Below are 21,814 nucleotides of genomic sequence, written 5' to 3'. Positions count from 1 at the left end.
CAAATTTCAATAAAAATTTTGCAGTAACTTCTCAATATCTAATACAAGATTTTTTAATAAACTTAATTTTGTGCGTATATCAATATAATAAAAGTTTTTTGTACCTTCTTTTCGCATTAAAATAATACCAGCTTCTCGTAAAATTTTAAGATGATGTGATACTGCTGGGCGGGAAAGATGTGTTTGCTTCGTGATTTCTCCTACACGTAATCCTGTTTGACATTCCGTTTCCATTAGCACTAATAAAATAGCTTGACGTGTTTCATCACCAATTGCCAATAATACTTTTTGAGAATCAATAAAATCTTTTTTTATAACATTTAATTGTTCTTGTTTATTCATTTAAATCACTTTACCCCCAATAAATTAGTCGAAAGGTTTAAGATGATGAACCATTACATCGATACGGTAATGCTACATGATTGATATATTCGATGCAATATTGGGAAAGAAAATCGAGACGAATTAAATTGTATGTATTGAAAATTATGGAGTATTTGTGATAGGGAATAGAAAAGGCTTTAGAAGATTTACATAATACAATGGATAAAGTTTTAAAAAATAGAAAATGATCTAACGATGCGTTGTCTATAGATGATAAAGGGTAAGGAATTCCCCAAAAAATTAAGCGGTCGTAACCCTATATAATCTATAGGGTTACGACCGCTTATAATGTTTTTATTATTTCGTATGTCTACGTCAGAAAATAGTTCAACGTAAAGTAGGTGCTTCTGTTTTATCCTTTAATACATGTACAATTTACTTAATTGTACATGTATTAAAGGGGAAAAGTAATTTTGGGCGTAATCTATCTATATGATAATTCAAAATGAAATATAAGTCTATATTTTTGTTGTTTTTTTGATTATATTTATGTCACTGAGCTCAGAAGAATATATGTGGAGGGAAAATGTATGAAATCGAAACATGTACCAGTTTTAATTGTTGGAGGGGGATTATCAGGATTATCGTCTGCATTATTTCTTGCAAAACATAACATTGATTACTTACTTATTGAAAGGCATGAGACTACTGCAATTCATCCGAAAGCAGGCGGACTTACTTTTCGTACGATGGAGTTATTTCGAGAGCTAGGTTTAGAAAATAGAATTAGATTAGCAGGTAAAGCATTAGAGAATTGCCGAGGAAGAATAGCGGTGCATACAATAGCTGAGGCGAATAATAAAGAATTGGAACAAATGAGGGCAACTCAGTATGGAAACGATGAAAAATTACTTCAAAAAGTAGAAGAGATTAGTCCATCAAAACAAACTGCTTGTTATCAAATTATTTTAGAAGAGATGATGTTACAGTACGCGAAAAAATTAGGTGGAAAGCTATCTTTTTATCATGAACTGGTTTCTTATGAGCAAAATGAAAACGGGGTAATAGCAACGATTCGAGATCGGGAAACAGAAAAAGAGAGTGTCATACATTGTGACTATGTAATCGCAGCAGATGGAGCAAAAAGTAAAATACGTGAGCAGCTAGGAATTAAAACCGAGGGGCGAGGTACAATCGGTGGGTATTATATGAATATTTATTTTGAAGCTGATTTAAGTGAATTTATACAAGGGGACGCATTTGGTTTTTCTATGGTACTTCATCCAGAGGTTCTTGGTGCGCTTATTCCAGTCGATAATATGAGTAAATGGATTTATCATGTGGCTTATGATCCAATAAAAGGAGAGCGACCAGAGGATTTCACTATAGAACGTTGTAAACAAATTATTCAAACAGCAATTGGAAGCACAAATGTTGAGTCAGAAATATTAAGTGTTTTACCGTGGGAAGCGACTGAAAGTACAACTGTAAAATTTCAAGATAATCGCATTTTTTTAGTTGGCGATTCTGCACATATCATGCCACCAACAGGAGGATTTGGTTCAAATACAGGAATACAAGATGCGCATAACTTAGCTTGGAAATTAGCGGCTGTTTTAAAAGGGAAAGCAAAACCAAAATTGTTAGAAACATATCATGAAGAGAGATATCCTGTTGCAAAATTAACGACGGATTATGCGAGTAGTTTGTTATTTCGTGCTGCGAATAGAGAGGAAGGTAGTTTGAATAATATGGATAGTTTAGCTGTTACTGCTGGGTATCAGTATTGTTCAAAGGCGATTATAGATGACTCAGCTACTCCACATAGAATGGATATAGTAGAGTTGAACGGAAGACCTGGCACGCGAGCACCACATTTTTGGGGAACATATGAAGGAAAGAAAGTTTCTATACTAGACTTATTCGGTAACAACTTTGTGTTACTTACTGGGGCAAAAAATAGTCTTTGGACTCAAGCGGTACAGGACGTTTCGTCTAAATTAGGAGTAAATATAAAAATGTATCGAGTTGGTTTAAATGGGGACTTTATTGCTCAAGAAAATATTTTTAGCAAATTATATGGGATAGGGCATGGAGGTGCTGTAGTAATTAGACCAGATGGCTTTATAGGATGGCGTTCGGAAAAAGCGGTGGCAAATCCAGTTGCAGTGCTTGCCGAGGTAATGAACAATTTATTGTGTAATTCTTAAGTAACTACGGAAGCATTGTCTCATATAAGACAATGCTTCTATTTTTTTAACTCACAAAAATCATAGTTTTTTTTGCTTCATACCACGTATTTTCTTTTCACGCATTGTTAACTACCTCCATAAACTTTTGTAATGCAGCTGAGTGAAATATATCTTTTCTAGTAATAAAAGTAGTAGGAACTTTTTTGAAGCTATTTGGTAAAGGATTGAATGATATGTCATGTGTATGCCCATTTAAAATGGATTTCATCATAATCGCTATGCCCATACCTGATTTTACACATGCGAGTATTGCTTCAATTGTTCCGAACTCTAATACTCGTTTAGGAGAGATTTCTTCTTCTTGAAGCCAGTTTTCTAGTAAACTTCTATAATAGCAACCGTGACTAAAGGCGAGTAAATTCATGTCTCCTATGTCTTGAATGGAGGATAAAGGATCTTTACTTATGAGAACTAATTCTTCTACACGAAATACATTTGCATGAAGTTCAGCGTGCTGAGTAGTTCCAGCAATAAATGCCCCGTCCAGTTTTCGGTCTAATACGAGATGAGTTAGTTGTTCCGTCGTATTTGTTTCTAAAATCAATTCGACTTGTGGGTATTTCTCATAGTAGATCGCTAATATTGAAGGAAGCCGAACAGCGGTTGTAGATTCTGTACATCCAATTTTTAAAGTGCCTTTTGGGTCGGTTCCGTTACTTTGGACCGCTTTTACAGATTGATCCATTAAGTGGATAATTTGTTTTGCGTATGTTAATAAAATCTCACCGTTAGAAGTTAACGTAACTCCTTTTCCATTTCGATAAAATAAAGGCACACCTAATTCGTTTTCGATTTGCTTTATACGCATTGTTACGCCGGATTGTACATAGTTTAAATTTTTAGCTGCATAAGATATATTTCTTTCTTTCGCAACTTCGTAAAAAACAGTTAAATCTTTTATGTCCACGTATCATCCCTCCGAAAAAGGTATCATTTTTTTTGATGGATTATATGATTAATCTTTATTTTATATGATATCAGGACTTTCATACAATGAAAGGGGAGGGATTTTCATGTTAATGGAAGAGAGTGTGAATAGTACTTATAAGTGGATCATGTTAATTTTTGCGACTATTGCTCAAGCAACAGCGACACTTATAACGTATGGTGTCGGAGCTTTCGCTGTATTCTGGAAAGAAGAATATGCGCTTACGAATATGGAAAGTGGATTGTTAGTAAGTGTTGTAAATATTGGTCCGCTATTTTGTATGCTTTTTGTTGGGCGGTTACTTGATCAATATAATGAAAAAATGTTAATTGGTGTAAGTTCATTTTTACTAGGAAGTTCACTTTTACTAACTAACATGGTAAGTGGATTTATTGGATTGCTCTTTGTACTTTTGTTAGTAGGAACGTTTTATAGTGTTTCCCAGCCAGGAGGAAGTAAATTGATTATAAAATGGTTCTCAAAAGAAAATCGCGGGTTAGCTATGGGGATAAGGCAAGCCGGAATACCGATTGGTGGTGCGTTAGCGGGAGTGCTGATCCCGTTTCTTACAATAAAATATAATGTGGCTTATGCGGTAAATATTATTGCATGCATTTGTATAATTGGAGGAGTTTTATTTTTCATATTTTATAAGGAGCCATATGTTCAGGAGAAAGTAAGACAAGAACATATTAAACTCTCTTTTGGGAGGCAGCTAAAAGCAGTGATGTGTAAAAAGGAGTTGTATCCAATTTATTTAATTGGTATTTGTATGATTTCATTACAAATGGTGTTAGTTGGACATTTTATTAAATTTTTAGTAATGGAACAATCAATTACACCTATTTTAGCCGGAAAAGTATTTTCAGTTATGTTCTTTTCTGGAATGATTGGCCGTATTGTATTAGCAGCTGTTAGTGATTTGTTTTATAAGGGAAATCGGCGCATCCCTTTATTTATAGCTGTCTGCACTTCTATCGGTTTCATTCTATTGTTAGTAATAAGCATACATACAATAACGAGGGGAGTATTGTATGGTGTAAGTGCGTTATTAGGATTCTTTTCAATTGGATGGTTCAGTCTTTTTATCGTCGAAGTTGCTGAATCAGCAAGTGAAGAATCTGTAGGGATGACAGTAAGTTTTGCACTTACATTAAATCAAATTGCTATTATTGTTGCACCTGTTTTATTTGGTTATATTGCAGATGAGAAAGGGTATACGTATGCGTGGTTGTGTATAGTTGTTTTACTAAGTATATCGGCAGTTAGCTTATATAGTAAAAATAAAAAATAAAGGAATGTTAGCAATGTAAATCTTTTATGAAGATAATCTAAGGAAATGTCGTATGAGCGACATTTCCTTTTAAATATGCTGTATAATCAAAATATAAATGAGATTCATTTTCAATGATATTCATTTCTTCTTTTGAAGTTGCCTGTTATTTTAGCTATAATCAGTTGTTTTTCTTTATCGTTATTTGTACGATTTATTTTGTTTGAAAATTTCTCAGCGACATTTCCTTTTATAGCTATAATTTATTTTCTGTAATATTCAATTAATAATATGTTGTTTTTTGTTACCTGATAATGAAACATCATATCGTTTAAACGATTACGTTTATCAGTGTATTTCATGTTTATATCTCCATTCTTTATGATGTGTAACAAATGTTACATAAGAAATTAAAATTATAGTGGGATGTATCCGATTGTAAGGTGGAAATTTTGCAAGAAAGAAATACAATAGAGAGTAGTCAAAAACTGAATATGAGGAAAAGGAATCTAGTTTAATTGGGTGAATAATAGATAGATAATATTATAAAATATTTAAAAATTAAAAGATATAGAATAGAATGGATGCGCGTTAAGTGAAACTGGATAAAAGAGGGTTCCTATTATGTTAAAGAAATGGTTAATCGTTTTCTTTATTTTTGCTGTTTTTTGTGGGAGTGTCGTTACATTAATACATGCAAATAAAGGTGAAAAATATGATATAAAGGCATTTTCAAATTTCAATGGTAAGCAAAAGGACGATAAGCAAGAAGTGAGTGGAAATGAGAAAAAGCGCTATGAAATTGCAGCTGAAAAACTAGATCAATATTTAAAAGATAAAGGATTTAATGGGAGTGTTCTAGTAGCTAGTAAAGACCATGTGATTTTACGAAAAGGTTACGGCTATGCAAATGTGAAAGATAAAGTGTTAACAACGCCAAGAACGAAGTATCGCATCGGTTCCATTACGAAAACAGTCGTTGCAATATCTATCATGCAACTAAGAGAAAAAGGGAAATTGAATATTGAAGACAATGTAAATAAGTATATTCCATCGTTTCCAGCAGATAAAAACATTACGTTACGAAATTTGTTAACACATACGTCTGGTTTACCTGATCAGGGACAAGGTAGTGTTGATGCGGCATCACGTTTAAAGTTAGTAACGTGGATTGGATCGCAAAAGTTGCAATTTCCTGCAGGGACAGGATGGAGATATACAGATTATAATTATATGGTGCTTGCGTATATTGTTGAAAAGATATCGAATAAACCGCTCGCTGAATATGTGAAAGAAAATATTTTTACTCCTGTTGAAATGCATGAATCTGGAATGGGGGCAATTCTCCCAGAAGATATTTTCTTAGCAGAAGGTTATACGAAAAAAGATAATGAATTAATAGCTACACCTCGCTTGAAAATGAACTGGCTGTACGGTTGTGGTGAAATGTATACGACCGTTGAAGATTTGAAAAAATTAGATGAAGCTATTATGGATGGAAAGTTACTTTCTAAACAAAGTTTATCAGATATGTTTTCTGTATCACCTGCGAGAAAATATGGATTTAGTTTCTATATTTACCCAGATTATTATCATAACCATGGTGTATTGGCCGGTTGGAACACATTTAATAATTTTAACTGGGATAAACGAACGTTTGTAATATTGTTCTCTAACGTACAAAATGGTATGAATGATACGTTTAATCAAGAGTTTAGAAAAATGGCGAATGATTTAATAGAAGGAAAATAATTATTTTAAAATCGGTATTGATATGAAATTATCAATACCGATTTTTTTATCCCGCATTAACGGGCAGTAAGACTCCCACCTCAAAATTCGGCGAATGCGAGGGAGTTAGGTGGGAGATCAACTGCCCGTAAACGCCCGATTGGTTCAACTAATAATCAGTGGGGGATGGACAAAACCCCCACTGATTAAAGTTTCACTTTATTTAGGAATGTTCTACTTAGTGAACAAGCAGCTAGGAGGGGGAATAAATTTATGGAGGAAGTTAAATGATATTAATGTTAAATATAGGAAATATGCTACATGAAGGACATCTATTTGTATTGAATTTATATGGAAGAATAACTGGGAAATTTTACATTGATGAAAAAGCTTGAGCTTCACACTATGTGAAGCCTTACATTATTGGAGACATGAACAGGAGGTTGGAAAAATGAAAAAAGTAGTAAAGTTTTGTTTAATAGCCACATTATCTACAGTGATTATTAGTGGATGTTCTTCTGAAGGGAATAATGAAAATGCTAAAGGGAAAGAGGCTGAAAAAGTAGAGGTACAGAAAAACATTGGGAAATATACGATGCCGGATGAAAAAGATAAACATGAAGGTACATGGCTACAATGGCCACATGAATACACATATGGTCAAGAGTATAGACAAGAAGTCGAACCGATTTGGGTTAAGATGGCAAGTGCTTTAACTAAGGGCGAAAAAGTTCACATTGTTGCATATGATGAGGAGGAAAAAGAGCGAATCAATAAGCTTTTAACAGATGAAGGGCTAAATATGGAGAAGATTGATTTCTCTATAGCACCTACTGATGATGTATGGGCAAGAGATAGTGGACCGATTTTTGTTTATGACAAAAATAAAAATCTAAAAATATTAGATCCAGCATTTAATGGTTGGGGGAATAAAACACCTTACAAAAATGATGCTCGTATACGTGAGAACGTTAGTAAACAATTAGGGATTGAAAGAATTGATTGGGGGAAATTTGTCCTTGAAGGTGGCGCAATTGAATTAGACAGCAATGGGACTGCTTTATTAACTCGAAGTGCAGTAACGAATAAAAATAGAAATCCTGATTTATCAGAAAAGGAAATTGAAAAATATATAAGTGACCTTGGAGTGACAAACTTTATTTGGTTAGATGGAGTGCCTAATTTAGATATTACGGATTTTCATATTGATGGATTTGCTAAATTTTATGGAAAATCTACCATTGTAACGATGAAAGAAGATGACCTGGCTGAATGGGGGTTGTCAAACAAAGACATGGATACATTGTTAGATGCAAAAAATGCTTCAGGACAGAAGTATAAGTATGAATATTTACCACTTAGCAAAGAGAAAGTTACGTTAGAAGATGGAAAAACTCTCGATTATAAGGGATCATATATCAATTATTATATTGGGAATACAGTTGTATTAGTGCCTAATTATAATGATCCAAATGATAAAATCGCAAACGATACGATTCAAAAGCTATACCCGGATCGTAAAGTAGTCGGTATAGATGTGAGAGAGCTTTATAAAAATGGTGGTATGATTCATTGTGTGACACAACAACAACCGATTCAATTGAAGTAATCGATTGGAGTTTCGTTATGCTGCTTTATAGACAAAATAGGTGAAATACTATCCTTACCTATTTTGTCATGCTTTATTATTTTTAACAATAAAACGTTTTGATAGGATGATAATCGAATTATAGTGTATTGTCACTTTTCGTTTTATCCCGCTATTTGCGGGCAGTAAGACTCCCACCTCAAAATTCGACTCGAGCAAAGAAGCTAGGTGGGAGATCAACTACCCATAAACGCCCGATTGGTTCAACTAATAATCAGTGGGGAATGAACAAAACCCCCACTGATTAAAGTTTCACTTTATATGGAAAAGGAGAAAAATGTTTGTGTTAAAGAATTTAAAAACAGTATTTTCGTTTTTCCCTATCGTTCTACAGTACATTTTAAATGTAGCTTTGATTTGTTTAGGGGTTGTTCTAAGTGTATTTCTTATGAAAGAAGTCATTCAATTTATACAAGAACTCAAATTAAATAGTGAGGAATCTAGTTATCATTTGATAGATAGTATCGTCGTATTCTTTTTATATTTTGAATTCATCGTAATGATTATAAAGTATTTTCAAATGAACTTTCATTTTCCATTACGTTATTTTATATATGTAGGTATAACAGCTATCGTTCGTTTAATTATTATAGATCATGATAGTCCAATAGATTCATTGTTATACGCTTGCGCGATTCTTGTATTAATTAGTGCTTTATTCATTGCAAATTCTAAAATAATGCGTCGTGATTTAGAATAGTGTACATTTGTTGTTTAAATTAAAAAAGATGTTTTATCTTTTGGTCAAAAAAGGAGTAACGGTATTGAAAGAAATAATTTTAACCAGTTTCCTAATGATAGGGTTTATGATTCTACTATTTAGTTGTATACTTTCGTAATTTAAAAGAATAAAAAGTTAATAAGGGAAGAGGTTTTTGTAAATATGGTTTATTACAATAATCAAAATAGTTTACATCAAATATTTACATTAAAGGGAACAGTTATAAGAGATATTTTCCCGCAAATTTTATTATATATATGCGTTTCAACGGTAGTAACTGTGATTAATTATTATTATGCAGAAATAAAAATTAATCAAACTCCTTGGGTAATTGTTGGAGGAGCTTTAGGTCTACTGTTAGTTTTTCGTACTAACACCGCCTATGATAGGTACTGGGAAGGTAGAAAGTTATTTGGAACGATTGGTGCTTGTACTAGAAATTTAGCAGTTAGTTTTTTATGTCATTGGGAGTCCGAAGGGAAAAAGGCAGATCAGGAAAAACTAAAATTTTTATATTTATTAATTGCTTTTCCAAAGATAGCGAAAGGGCATTTGAGAGACGAAAAAGATTTATCTGAAATCAAATCATTGTTTGATATTTGTTCTGAGAAGGAAAAAGGAATGTTGGCTGAGTCTATTCATTTACCGATTAGTATAGTTCTCATGTTAAAAACTATACTATCAAACGGTTTGAAAACGGGTCAAATGCATCCAAATACGATAATTAATATGGAAGCTGATTTGAATAATTTGCTTACGGCTGTGGGTGGATGTGATCGTATCAAAACAACACCTATTCCTTTTGCATATTTTGCTCATATTAAAGTTTTACTGCTCATATTTTGCGGGACTTTACCAATTGGTCTTGTTGATAGCCTTGGATGGGTTACAGTACTTGCAACTACGTTTATAAGTTTTGCATTTATAGGGATTGAAGCAATAGGGGTTGAAATTGAAGATCCATTTGGGCAGGATCCAAACGATCTTCCGCTAGAAGAGATTTGTATAGGAGTAGAAACGCATTTATTGAATTTATATAATCAAAACGGTTTGTTAGAAGTAATGGATATGAATCATGATAAAAAGATCATTTAATCGTTAATTGTGTACGACGACTACATTTTTAATGTTGTTATGAAATGTTTCATTTTCAAATCTTGTCAAGAGTTACTTTACGGCTTAATGACAGCTTTATATTTTTTATATAAATATATAATATTTCTCCGTGCTATAATCCATTCATGAAATGTGTACGTTTCAAAAATTGTAATGAAAAGAGAAGTGGATTGGGGAATAGTTGGTTGATTGAAACCAGTTATGTAATCATTATTAAAAAGCGAGGTAAATAATATGGAACAAAAACATAATGGCATTATTTTTACTGCAATACCAGACGAGTCGAATGAATATTATCAACCATTTTATGAAGACATTATTTACTTTAATGAATGCTTAAATGAAAAAAAATCATTTACCGATCAATTTATATCTTTATCTGTTGAAGAACAAGACTTTCCTACAAACTTTTTTGAGTATGATGATATTTGGCTAAGAGATGTTGCGCCAGTTATAACGAATCATCTTGTTAAATTTAAATATCGACCAAATTATTTGCCAGAGGATCAAGGACGATATTTAGATCAACAATTTAGTAAATGGTTGAAGAAAAATGACTTTGAGTATGTGAAATCACCATTAATATTGGATGGTGGCAATCTTATTTGGAATAAAAAAGATACTGTTATATTAACAGAACGCATATTTGATGATAACGATGATTGGACAGAAGAGGAGATAATTGAGCAATTAGAGTGGGATTTAGATGTGAGTCGGGTTATTATTATTCCTGCTGAAGAAGGAGATGTACTTGCGCACGCAGACGGAATGGTTAAATTTATTGATGAACACACAATGTTTATTAGTGATTTTCTAGGGGATCATGAATTTAGATATAATGTTCAAGAGATCATTCAAGAGCAAATGCCAGAAGCTGAATTTATAGTTGTTCCTTCGTCATATACAGAGAAAGGACAATATGATCAAGAAATAGCATCGGCAAAAGGTTTATATATAAATATGTTAGAAACATGTGACGCCCTTTATGTTCCTAAGTTTGGATTAGCTAAAGATGGGGAAGTTTTACGATATATTCAACAACATACGGAGAAACAAGTTATTCAAATCCATGTGGGAGAAATATCGACAATGGGAGGCGCAATGAATTGTTTAACGTGGTATTGTCCGAGTCATTTGTTACCTTCAAAAATGAAAAGATTGAACAATCAAAATGAGGGTTCTTCAATCAGAAAAATATTTGATTGGTTTTAATCAATAAGCTTAAAAGAAAATGTATTCGAGGGGTATTTATATGTATACAATTACTGAATTTTCGCGGATTTGTAAAATGAGTACACGAATGTTAAGGCATTATGATAAAGAGGAAATATTGAAACCAGCATATGTGAATCCGGTAAATGGGTATAGACATTATGAGCAAGGGCAGTTAGAAATAGCATTGAAAATTAAAAAGCTAAGGGAATACAAGTTCCCTCTACCGAAAATTAAAATAATTCTTCAATCATCAGATCAAGATTCATTTATTAAACATATGCAATCGCAAATTATAGAGTTGTCTCATGAGGTGAAACAAAATTTACAGGTTATTTCTGAAATGAATGAAATGGTAAATATGAATAATGGTCTAAATATTGCTCGCCATAGAAGTTACGATATATTAATTGGAATGAGAAATGAAGTAACGGTAATTGCTCAAAGATTACAAATAGATATAGATGATATGGATGATTATTTTTATGACTTATATGAAAAAGTACAAAACAATAGCTTTCAAATAGTCGGTTCGCCATCTGCAGTTTTTTATGATAAAGAGTATATTCCAAATCACAGTGATATTGAATTAAGAATTCCGATTATGGATGAAGACGATAAAGGCGTATTACAAGGATGCGAAATAAAAAAGCTAAATCAGCATCAAATCGTTACTACTATGCATTATGGTAGCTATGACTATATAGGTTATGCTTATATGGCGTTAGAAGAGTGGGTTGAAAGAAATGGATATATAATAGATAGTCACCCATATGAAGTCTATATAAAGGGACCTGAATGTGATTGTTTAGTAGAGGAGTATGTTACACAGATTTGTTTTTTAGTTACTAAAATAGAATGAGAATAAGGATTGACATTAACATTATGTCAATCCTTATTCTATATACGAAAGCAATTGCTAAAATGAGTGCTGATAAAATTTCGAATGCGAAAGTTTTGATGACAGTTTTACAAGGAGAAATAAAGAGTCCCCTTATGAAGGTGCCGCAAGCAAATAAAAATATTACTGTTGACCTTAACACGATGTCAAAGTATAGACTGGACGTACATTCATATAAGGGGTGAGCATGTATGAGAAATATAGAAAATAGTTTGTTTTATATGCCTGCAGAATGGGAGAAACATGAGGGAACATGGCTCCAATGGCCTCATGATAAAACGCATAGAGGTGAAGGTTACAGAGCTAAGTTAGATGATATTTGGGTAACGATGGCGAAGGAGCTTCATTACGGAGAAAATGTGCATATTGTTGTATGTGATGAAGAAGAAAAAATACATGTCCAATCGAAGCTAATTGAAGCGAAAGTAAATATGGATAAAATTGATTTTTTAGTTCAAGAAACTGATGATATATGGATAAGAGATAATGGACCGATATTTGTAAAAGATAAGGAAGAAAATCTCTGCTTAACACACTGGATCTTTAATGGTTGGGGGGATAAATACCCGTATGAAAACGATGCTGTTATACCAACTAAAATAAGTGAAATGTATAGCATTCCCAAAATTGAATCTAGTGTCTGTTTAGAAGGTGGAGGAATAGAGATAAACGGAAACGGGACCTTAATGGCAGCGAAAACTTCTATTATAAATGAGAATCGAAATCCTACACTAAGTCAGGAAGAGATTGAAATGGAGTTAACGAAGTATTTAGGAGTAACGAATTTTATATGGATAACTGGTATGCGCGGTGAGGATAATTATGATGAAGATACGGATTACCATATTGATGGTGCAGCACGTTTTGTAAATGAAAATACGATTCTTTATGAATATGAACCTTTTGGAGAAGGAGAGTCGTACCTTTTGGAGGTGTACGAAAAGCATTATCAAGAATTGCGACAAGCGAGAAATATAGATGGAAATCCATTTCAGCTCATTCCAGTACCGGTAACAAGAAAAGTAGTAAAAGAGGCAGACTGTAAAGGTTCGTATTTGAATTTTTATATTGGCAATGAAGTCGTATTGGTTCCTATATACGGTGATGAACATGACAAGTTAGGACTTCAAATCATTGAAGGGCAGTTTCCAGGAAGAAGAATTGTCGGTATCTTTGTTAATGAATTGTATGCGTATGGTGGCATGATTCACTGTGTGACGCAGCAGCATATAGAATAAAGTGATTCAAATGAAAAAAGCATGCAGAGCATATACTCTGCATGCTTTTTATAATGCTGAAAACTCTTCAACAAGTTGAGTGAAGCGATTTAATGCACTTTCAATCGGTTCTGGTGTAGTTAAATCGACGCCAGCTTTTTTCAGTAGGTTTAGTGGATAATCTGAACTTCCACCTTTAAGGAATTCGATATAGTTTTTCTGAGCATTCGAATCACCGCTTAATAGTTTGTCAGCGATTTGAATGGCAGAGGCAAATCCGGTTGCGTATTTGTATACGTAAAATGGACGATAGAAATGAGGGATTCTAGACCATCCATATTTTACTTCTTCATCAAATACAAGTGAATCACCGTTATATTCTCTAAATAGGTTTTCATAAATTTCACTGAAGACTTGTGCATTTAATGGTTTACCTTGCTCAGCCATTTCATGTGTGATTTTTTCAAATTCTGCAAACATGATTTGTGTAAAGAAAGTCCCTTTAAAGCTATCGATGAAGTAGTTAATTAAATGATTACGCACATTCGTTTCTTTTGCTTCTTTTAATAAATAGTGAATTAATAGTACTTCATTTACTGTAGAAGCGACTTCTGCAACAAAAATGGAATAGTGTGCAGAAATTCTTGGTTGGTATCCGTGTGAATAATGCGTATGCATACCGTGACCGCATTCGTGAGTAAGAGTGAAAAGGCTATTTAAATCATCGTGATGATTTAAAAGAATGAAAGGGTGAACGCCATATACACCGAAGTTATAAGCACCAGAACGTTTTCCTGGTGTTTCTCTCACGTCTATATATCGTTTATCTTTAAAGCTTTTTAATGTTTCTGTATACTCTTCTCCTAAAGGAGCTAGCGATGCGATCATAATGTCAAATGCTTCGTCATATGGAATATCTTGTTTTACACCCGCTACTAAATCGACACTTAAGTCGTATTGGCGTAGTTCATCTACGTTTAATTTTACTTTTCGAAGTTTATTATATGTATGTAAAGATTGAATGTTTTTCTTTGTCGTATCAATTAAATTTTCATATACTTCCTTTGGAACCATATCGCCAAATAATGATTTCTCTAAAGCGGATGGATACTTTCTTAGCTTTGAAACAGTAACGTTATTTTTAATAGCGGCAGATAAAGTAGAAGCGATTGAGTTCTTTAACTGAACATACGGTTTGTAATACGCTTTATAAGCTTCTTTACGTTTCTCACGATTCTCATCTTCTATTAACTTCGAATACATTCCGCGTGTTAAGTTCACTTTCTTTCCATCATCAGTTGTCACTTCACCAAATACGATATCTGCATTATTTAACATACCAAACGTGTGCTGCGGCGATGAAAGTGCTTCACCCATTTGTGATAAAATGGCTTCTTGGTCTGTATTTAAAACATGTTTTTTATAGCGATATAATTCAAATAAATCTTCTTTATAATATTGTAAGCCTTCGGTTTCTTCTATGTAAGAATGTAAAGTGTTTTCATCTATGCTAAGTAGGAATGGAGAAAAGAATGATTTAGCTGCGCTTACTTTCACATGTAACTGTGATGCTCTATCGACAAGAGATTGAGAGTCAGTATCACGTGTATCAAGATCAGATTGTAATCTTGCATAAGCAAACATTAATGATAATATGCTAGATATTTCTTCACTCTTTGTTAAATAAGCTAGTAAACGATTGCCATCATGAATATTTCCGTTAAACTCTTTTAGTTCATTCGTTAAAACTTCAATCTTTTTATAGTCACTTTCCCAATCTTCCATTGCAGGGTAAATATCTGTTAAATTCCATTTTTCATTATCAGGTACTTGTAATCGATCTTTAAGTTCTGTCATAATCATTTCCTTTCTAAAAACGTAGTTACATTTCTATATAACTATGAAATACAACAAATTGCAAAATATCCCTTCTGAAAATTGAAAAGCCTTGCCGGAAGTGGCAAGGCTTAAAAGTTATAATGTAATGCCGAATTTCGAATGTAAGAAGTTTACATATTGTTCATCTGTAACTGGTTCTTTTAATTTTTTACCGTTTTTCGTTAGGGTAAAACTATCTTTCGTTAAAGAGGCATGCCCATCTTCAGTTAGTTTTACAATAAGAGGTACTTTATTAAAGGGGGATTCTTCATGTTCAACGATAATTTTTTGTGCTGCATTTGCTTTTTCCTCATTTACTTCTTCCAAGTAAAATGCATAGCCTAACGTCCAATCATCAGTAGAAGATTGATCTAAAAACGCATTGTTTTTACGCATTTCTAAAATGTAATTTCCTTTTTCAGTTGTTTCTTTACGAATACGATAATCTCCTGTTACCGAGTGAACGACTTCACCTGAGAAAGGAACAGGGGCAAGAGGTAAGTATGATCCGAATCCAACTTCAATTAAATAAAGTTCATGATGATGTTTTAAAACAGTTGCGATATGTCCAGAATCGACAGCCCATTTAGAGTTTGCAGCATTATAAACTGTTCCTGAAACGAGATGAACAGTGAATCCAGTGTCTTTAAGGAAGTAATACATAGTCGGATTTAATTCATAACAAAGACCGCCACGGTTTTTTACTAAAATTTTTTCTTTTAAATTTTCTTTTGATATTTCTTTAAAGTTATTTTCGAGAACATTTAAGTTTTCAAATGGAACAGTTTGCGCCATTGCGTACATGATGTAAGATAAATCTTCAAATGAAACTGTTTTTGTCTCTTCTATATTTAATCGTGTGAAAAATTGTTTTTGAAAGTCGGTCATAGAAATCCCTCCGTAATACTTTTATAGATAAATTGTAAACAATTTTGAATACGATGTGAATTTTAAACTATGCGAGGGTACTGGTGGAATAGTTGAATTCATATTTAAATAATGTGAGAGATTAAAAGATTGCTACTTTACTAAAGATAGAACGAATATTATAATAATTTTAATAAATCATGCAAACGCTTTCTTGAAGGGGGATGGTGTAAATATGTTGAAAAGGATTATGGTAGTCTGTTTATTGTTTATTTTGCTTTTTCCTAATACATATGAGGTGAATAAGGCAGAAGCAGCAACGATAAACAATGGAACATTAATGCAGTATTTTGAGTGGTACGCTCCGAATGATGGTGATCATTGGAATCGTTTGCGTACTGATGCTGAGAGTTTAGCTCATAAAGGAATCACATCTGTATGGATACCACCTGCATATAAAGGGACTTCACAAAATGATGTAGGGTATGGAGCCTATGATTTATATGATTTGGGGGAATTCAATCAAAAAGGAACTGTGAGGACGAAATATGGGACAAAAGCACAGTTGAAATCTGCAATTGAAGCTTTACATAAGCAAAGCATCGATGTGTACGGTGATGTAGTTATGAATCATAAAGGTGGGGCTGATTATACGGAGAATGTAACAGCTGTTGAGGTAGACCGTAACAATCGAAATATTGAAGTATCAGGTGATTATCAAATTAGTGCATGGACGGGGTTTAATTTTCCGGGACGTGGGGATTCTTATTCTGATTTCAAGTGGAAATGGTATCATTTTGACGGAACGGATTGGGATGAAGGAAGGAAATTAAATCGGATTTATAAATTTAGGGGTATAGGTAAAGCGTGGGACTGGGAAGTGTCTAGTGAGAATGGGAATTATGATTATTTGATGTATGCAGATCTTGATTTTGATCATCCTGATGTTGCGAATGAGATGAAAAAATGGGGAACGTGGTATGCGAATGAATTAAATTTAGATGGCTTTCGTTTAGATGCTGTTAAACATATTGATCATGAATATTTACGCGATTGGGTAAATCATGTCAGACAGCAAACGGGGAAAGAAATGTTTACGGTGGCTGAATATTGGCAAAATGATATTCAGGCTTTAAACAATTATTTGGCGAAAGTCAACTATAATCAATCTGTGTTCGATGCACCGCTGCATTACAATTTTCATTATGCTTCAACAGGAAATGGGAATTATGATATGAGAAATATTTTAAATGGAACAGTAATGCAAAATCACCCTGCACTCGCAGTTACTCTCGTTGAAAATCATGATTCACAGCCTGGCCAGTCATTGGAATCTGTAGTGAGTCCGTGGTTTAAACCGTTAGCATATGCATTTATTTTAACTCGTGCGGAGGGCTATCCTTCCGTTTTCTATGGTGATTACTATGGTACAAGCGGGAATAGTAGCTATGAAATTCCAGCGTTAAAAGATAAAATTGATCCAATTTTGACGGCACGAAAAAACTTTGCATATGGTACGCAGCGTGATTATTTAGATCATCCAGGTGTGATTGGCTGGACAAGAGAAGGTGATGGTGTACATGCGAATTCTGGTTTAGCGACATTACTCTCTGACGGACCAGGAGGATCAAAGTGGATGGATGTTGGAAAGAATAACGCAGGGGAAGTATGGTACGATATTACGGGTAATCAAACAAATACTGTAACAATTAATAAGGACGGATGGGGGCAGTTCCATGTAAATGGAGGCTCAGTTTCCATATATGTTCAGCAGTAAATTGGTGATGAAAAAGAAGAGGTAGACTGAAATATAAGTTTTCCTCTTCTTTTTTACATGCTGCATAGTTATAAAAGTATGACACCTTTACTTCTTATAAAACATATAGTATGATGATTTCAGTAAATTAGATTTCAATGACTATAATATAAATTAATGAGAGGTGCTTTTTGTGAGTGCGGTAGGTACTAAATAGGAAAAATTTAATGAAATAAATCGGATAAGAACAGGGGGATTTTTATGTACATCATACCCCTAATTTTGTCATGGATTTATTTCGAGACCTATGAAGATACCTACAATACTTTATAAAGCGTGTAATAAGGGGATTGCCATCTGTTTTTTTATGGCTTATTTCCTCATATGTTATTACACATGCCTTGTAAATGTAAAAGCTGCGGTATCCCCGCAGCTTTTTTGTATATATTTATTATGTATAAAAATGGTAATCGAATAATGTAGAGCTCATTGGAATCTAATGAGTAGGTATCTTCATTTATGATATAAATCAATCATAGTGAGGAGAAACAAAATGAATACGATGACTTTTGAAAAGTTACAATATAATGAATTGAAGGAAATAGTGAAATCATATTGTGTAAGTGGATTAGGTAAGGAATTATTAAATAAATTAGAGCCGAGTACGAGTATAAAAGTAGTGAGGAATCGTTTAAATGAAACGACAGAAGCACGAGCTATACTAGATGCAGAAGGGCATGTACCCTTTTTCGGAATTTCCAATATCGCTAGTACAATTCAAAAATTAGAAAAAGGGATGATTTTAGATCCAGCAGAGTTAGTGAGTGTGTCAGACTTTTTACGTGGATGTAGAAAGATTAAAAAATTTATGTTAGATAAAGAATTTTTTGCACCAGTATTAGCTTCCTATGCAAATTCAATGACTGAATTTAAAAGTATTGAAGAGGAAATTAACTTTTCAATTAAAGGAAATGGAATTGATGCAGCTGCTAGTAAAGAGTTAAAACGAATTCGAAATAACATTGATTCTGTAGATGGAAAAATAAAAGAACGTTTAACGAAGTTTTTAAATAGTAGTGCAAATAAGAAATATATTCAGGAATTCTTTATTAGTAAAAAGGATGATCGCTATACAATTCCGATCAAGTCTACTTATAAAAATCAAGTTGCGGGAAGTATTGTTGAAGCATCTGCAAAAGGTTCTACTGTATTTATAGAACCACATACGGTTACAAAGTTAAATGCGGAACTCGCAAGTTTGAAAGCAGAAGAAGCGATGGAAGAGTATCAAATTTTAGCGACTTTATCAGGAATGGTATTAGAAAACATTTATCATATAAAAATTAATATAGAATTGATTAGCCAATATGATATGGTATTTGCGAAAGCGAAGTTTAGTAAATCAATCGATGGAATAGAACCGAAGTTAAACGATCATGGCTACATTCATTTAGTGAATTGTAAGCATCCGCTTTTAAGTGGAAAAGTAGTACCATTAAACTTTGAAATCGGTCAAAACTACCGTAGTTTAATTATTACAGGACCGAATGCGGGCGGGAAAACAATTGTACTAAAAACAATTGGATTGTTAACATTAGCGACAATGTCAGGCCTTCATATCGATGGAGATAAAGAAACGGAAATTGCTATTTTTGAAAATGTGTTTGTAGATATTGGTGATAATCAAAGTATCGAAAATGCACTAAGTACATTTTCATCTCATATGAAAAATCTGTCTGAGATTATGAGGATGTCAAATAATAATACGTTACTATTATTTGATGAAATAGGAAGTGGTACAGAACCAAATGAAGGTGCTGCGCTTGCAATTTCTATTTTAGAAGAGTTGTACCTTGCGGGATGTATTACAGTTGCGAGTACGCATTACGGTGAAATTAAACGATTCTCAGAAATGCATGATGATTTTATGAACGCGGCAATGCAATTTAATAGTGAAACGTTAGAACCGCTTTATAAATTAGTGATCGGTAAATCAGGTGAAAGTAATGCACTTTGGATTGCGAATAAAATGAATGTAAGAGAACATGTACTGCAAAGAGCGAAAGAGTATATGGGAAATAAAGAATATCGTTTAGGAAAAGTGAATGCAAGTAAAATTAGAAAGCCGAAATTCGTACAGGAAAAAAGCGGGGAGCACTATGAATACAAAAAAGGCGACCGTGTGAAATTGTTAGACCATAACGATTTCGGAATTGTATATAAGGAAAAAGATAATTTCTATAATGTTGTTGTATATTATAACGGTGAATTTATTGAAGTGAATATAAAACGTATGAACTTAGAAGTGACAGCGAAGGAATTATACCCAGAAGGATACGATTTAAATACGCTATTTGTCGATTATAAAGAAAGAAAAATGCAACATGATATAGGGCGCGGATCGAAAAAAGCGCTTCGTAAAATTGAAAAAGAAATAAGAAAGAATAGAGGATAATATAGGGTGGTAACGATTAGACAAGAACAAAAAAACGATTATAGAAAGACAGAAGAAGTTGTAAAAGAAGCATTTTTACATGAAGAATTTAGTGATAAAAAAGAACATGAACTTGTAAAACGTATTAGAGAATGCGACGCATTTATTCCAGAGTTATCTATCGTTGCGGTAGATGGGGAAATAGTTGGTCATATTATGTTATCGAAAATTACAATAGAAAAAGGTGATACTTCTGTAGATTCATTATCACTTGCACCAGTTTCAGTAGCTCCAAGTCATCAGAAAAAAGGAATTGGCGGAAAACTAATCGCCTCTGCTTTAGAGAAAGCGAAAGAACTTGGATATGGATCAGTTGTTGTGTTAGGACATCCGGAGTACTATCCGAAATTCGGTTTTAAGAAAGCAAGTAAGTGGAATATAAAAGCACCATTTGAAGTGCCAGATGAGGTGTTTATGGCGATGGAATTACGAGAGAATGCTTTTGAAGGTGTAGAAGGAATTGTACAATATTCGAGTGCTTTTGCTGAGTAGGAGTATCAATTAAGAAATGTAATGATAAAAAACGCTATCTTTTGTAGGGATATACAGAAAGGTAGCGTTTTTTATTAAGTAGATTTACTTACGTATATTTTGCTCAATGAATAATTGAGATGGTAAAATTGATATAGAAATGTAAAGGGAGAGAATATGATGAAGAAGCGAGAAACAGATAGTAATGGGAATTTAGTTACGTTATATGTTACGAGACATGGTAAAACAATATTAAATGCGAATCATCGCGCACAAGGTTGGGCAGATTCTCCGTTAGTAGAAAAAGGTGTTGAAGTGGCCGCAAATTTAGGAACGGGATTAAAAGGTATTCATTTTACTAATGTGTATAGTAGTGATAGCGGTCGAGCGATTGAAACTGCTAATTTAGTATTAAAATATAGTGAGCAATCAAAATTGAAACTTGAGAAAAGAAAAGATTTACGAGAATTAAATTTCGGCACTTTTGAAGGTGAAAAACTTGAAAATATGTGGGATGCAATCGGTAAAGCTGCGGGCGTTACATCACTAGAAGAACTCATGAAGTTTTCTATTGAAGAAATAATTAATCTCATTAGAGCAGCAGATCCTACAAAGCAGGCAGAAGATTGGGAAGTATTTTCTACTCGTATAAAAACAGAGATTCATAATATTAGTGAAGAAGCTGCTCAGAGTGGAGGAGGCAACGTTTTAGTTGTCGTTCATGGACTTATGATAACTGCATTAATAGAAATGTTAGATTGTAGTAAAACAAAACTTGGAGTGGAAAATGCAAGTGTAACGAAAATTTTATATAAAGATGGGGAATACATCGTCGAGTCGGTCGGAGATATGAGTTATGTTGAAAAAGGAAAAGAAAGTGTGGAAATATAATAATATCTCAAATAGAAATAAGAAAAGGAAGGTAGAGAAATAATCTGTACCCTTTGTAAAGGACATTTTAAAAAAAGTTAGGCAACATCAAGAAGATGATTTCTGTATTCAACAGGAGTCATCTTTTTTAAATT

Annotated in this window: 17 protein-coding genes and 1 pseudogene; 13 read left to right on the top strand and 5 right to left on the bottom strand. The window is 33.3% G+C overall.

The genetic code is table 11. The features are described 5' to 3' along the window. Positions 1-6: 6 nt before the first annotated feature. Positions 7-342: an ArsR/SmtB family transcription factor gene (locus tag ACQKNR_RS00090; protein WP_427314471.1), complete on the bottom strand. Its 336-nt coding sequence runs from the start codon at positions 340-342 to the stop codon at positions 7-9. A 572-nt stretch (positions 343-914) separates the two neighbouring features. Between ACQKNR_RS00090 and ACQKNR_RS00085 the strand changes: the two genes are divergently transcribed. Further along, on the top strand, positions 915-2,534 hold the full coding sequence (locus ACQKNR_RS00085) for an FAD-dependent oxidoreductase (protein ID WP_427314469.1): 1,620 nt from the start codon (positions 915-917) through the stop codon (positions 2,532-2,534). Positions 2,535-2,631: 97 nt separating this feature from the next. Here ACQKNR_RS00085 and ACQKNR_RS00080 read toward each other — a convergent pair whose 3' ends face one another. Next, a complete protein-coding gene (locus tag ACQKNR_RS00080; protein WP_427314467.1) occupies positions 2,632-3,483 on the bottom strand; it encodes a LysR family transcriptional regulator in 852 nt (283 codons plus the stop codon). Positions 3,484-3,589: 106 nt separating this feature from the next. Between ACQKNR_RS00080 and ACQKNR_RS00075 the strand changes: the two genes are divergently transcribed. Further along, positions 3,590-4,798 (top strand): MFS transporter, encoded by a 1,209-nt coding sequence (locus ACQKNR_RS00075; protein WP_427314465.1) that lies wholly within the window; start codon positions 3,590-3,592, stop codon positions 4,796-4,798. Positions 4,799-4,908: 110 nt separating this feature from the next. Here the strand turns inward: ACQKNR_RS00075 and ACQKNR_RS00070 are convergent. Further along, positions 4,909-5,139, bottom strand: a pseudogene (locus ACQKNR_RS00070) (hypothetical protein). 262 nt (positions 5,140-5,401) lie between these two features. Between ACQKNR_RS00070 and ACQKNR_RS00065 the strand changes: the two are divergent. The 7 genes from ACQKNR_RS00065 to ACQKNR_RS00035 all read left to right on the top strand — a co-directional run bounded on the left by ACQKNR_RS00065 (position 5,402) and on the right by ACQKNR_RS00035 (position 13,344). Then, positions 5,402-6,529, top strand: coding sequence for a serine hydrolase domain-containing protein (locus ACQKNR_RS00065; RefSeq protein ID WP_427314464.1), 1,128 nt, complete (start codon positions 5,402-5,404; stop codon positions 6,527-6,529). A gap of 430 nt (positions 6,530-6,959) precedes the next feature. After that, the gene (locus tag ACQKNR_RS00060) at positions 6,960-8,117 is read left to right on the top strand and encodes an agmatine deiminase family protein (protein ID WP_427314462.1); all 1,158 of its coding nucleotides are present in this window, start codon (positions 6,960-6,962) and stop codon (positions 8,115-8,117) included. 322 nt (positions 8,118-8,439) lie between these two features. Next, positions 8,440-8,856, top strand: coding sequence for a phosphate-starvation-inducible protein PsiE (psiE, locus tag ACQKNR_RS00055; protein ID WP_427314460.1), 417 nt, complete (start codon positions 8,440-8,442; stop codon positions 8,854-8,856). A 183-nt stretch (positions 8,857-9,039) separates the two neighbouring features. Next, positions 9,040-9,972, top strand: coding sequence for a bestrophin family protein (locus tag ACQKNR_RS00050; protein ID WP_427314458.1), 933 nt, complete (start codon positions 9,040-9,042; stop codon positions 9,970-9,972). Positions 9,973-10,227: 255 nt separating this feature from the next. Beyond that, positions 10,228-11,205, top strand: a complete 978-nt coding sequence (locus ACQKNR_RS00045; RefSeq protein ID WP_427314456.1) for an agmatine deiminase family protein — start codon at positions 10,228-10,230, stop codon at positions 11,203-11,205. 40 nt (positions 11,206-11,245) lie between these two features. After that, positions 11,246-12,067 (top strand): MerR family transcriptional regulator, encoded by an 822-nt coding sequence (locus ACQKNR_RS00040; protein ID WP_427314454.1) that lies wholly within the window; start codon positions 11,246-11,248, stop codon positions 12,065-12,067. A gap of 230 nt (positions 12,068-12,297) precedes the next feature. Then, positions 12,298-13,344, top strand: a complete 1,047-nt coding sequence (locus ACQKNR_RS00035) for an agmatine deiminase family protein (protein WP_427314452.1) — start codon at positions 12,298-12,300, stop codon at positions 13,342-13,344. A 48-nt stretch (positions 13,345-13,392) separates the two neighbouring features. On the opposite strand, the gene pepF is transcribed toward ACQKNR_RS00035, so the two are convergent. Next, positions 13,393-15,180, bottom strand: coding sequence for an oligoendopeptidase F (gene pepF, locus ACQKNR_RS00030; protein ID WP_427314450.1), 1,788 nt, complete (start codon positions 15,178-15,180; stop codon positions 13,393-13,395). 117 nt (positions 15,181-15,297) lie between these two features. Then, on the bottom strand, positions 15,298-16,089 hold the full coding sequence (locus tag ACQKNR_RS00025; RefSeq protein ID WP_427314448.1) for an arylamine N-acetyltransferase family protein: 792 nt from the start codon (positions 16,087-16,089) through the stop codon (positions 15,298-15,300). A gap of 214 nt (positions 16,090-16,303) precedes the next feature. On the opposite strand from ACQKNR_RS00025, the gene amyS reads away from it, so the two are divergent. From amyS to ACQKNR_RS00005, 4 genes are all read left to right on the top strand, one after another. Next, on the top strand, positions 16,304-17,845 hold the full coding sequence (gene amyS, locus ACQKNR_RS00020; protein WP_427314446.1) for an alpha-amylase: 1,542 nt from the start codon (positions 16,304-16,306) through the stop codon (positions 17,843-17,845). A gap of 532 nt (positions 17,846-18,377) precedes the next feature. Beyond that, positions 18,378-20,279: an endonuclease MutS2 gene (locus ACQKNR_RS00015; protein ID WP_427314444.1), complete on the top strand. Its 1,902-nt coding sequence runs from the start codon at positions 18,378-18,380 to the stop codon at positions 20,277-20,279. A 6-nt stretch (positions 20,280-20,285) separates the two neighbouring features. Next, positions 20,286-20,810: a GNAT family N-acetyltransferase gene (locus tag ACQKNR_RS00010; RefSeq protein WP_427314442.1), complete on the top strand. Its 525-nt coding sequence runs from the start codon at positions 20,286-20,288 to the stop codon at positions 20,808-20,810. Between the two features lie 159 nt (positions 20,811-20,969). Continuing rightward, positions 20,970-21,680, top strand: a complete 711-nt coding sequence (locus ACQKNR_RS00005) for a histidine phosphatase family protein (RefSeq protein WP_427314440.1) — start codon at positions 20,970-20,972, stop codon at positions 21,678-21,680. The last annotated feature ends 134 nt before the right edge of the window (positions 21,681-21,814 follow it).

The organism is Bacillus sp. NPDC094077, from assembly GCF_050279465.1.
GTDB lineage: Bacteria > Bacillota > Bacilli > Bacillales > Bacillaceae_G > Bacillus_A.
The sequence above is the reverse complement of the archived record's forward strand: the minus strand, read 5'-3'. Positions and strand labels throughout refer to the sequence as shown.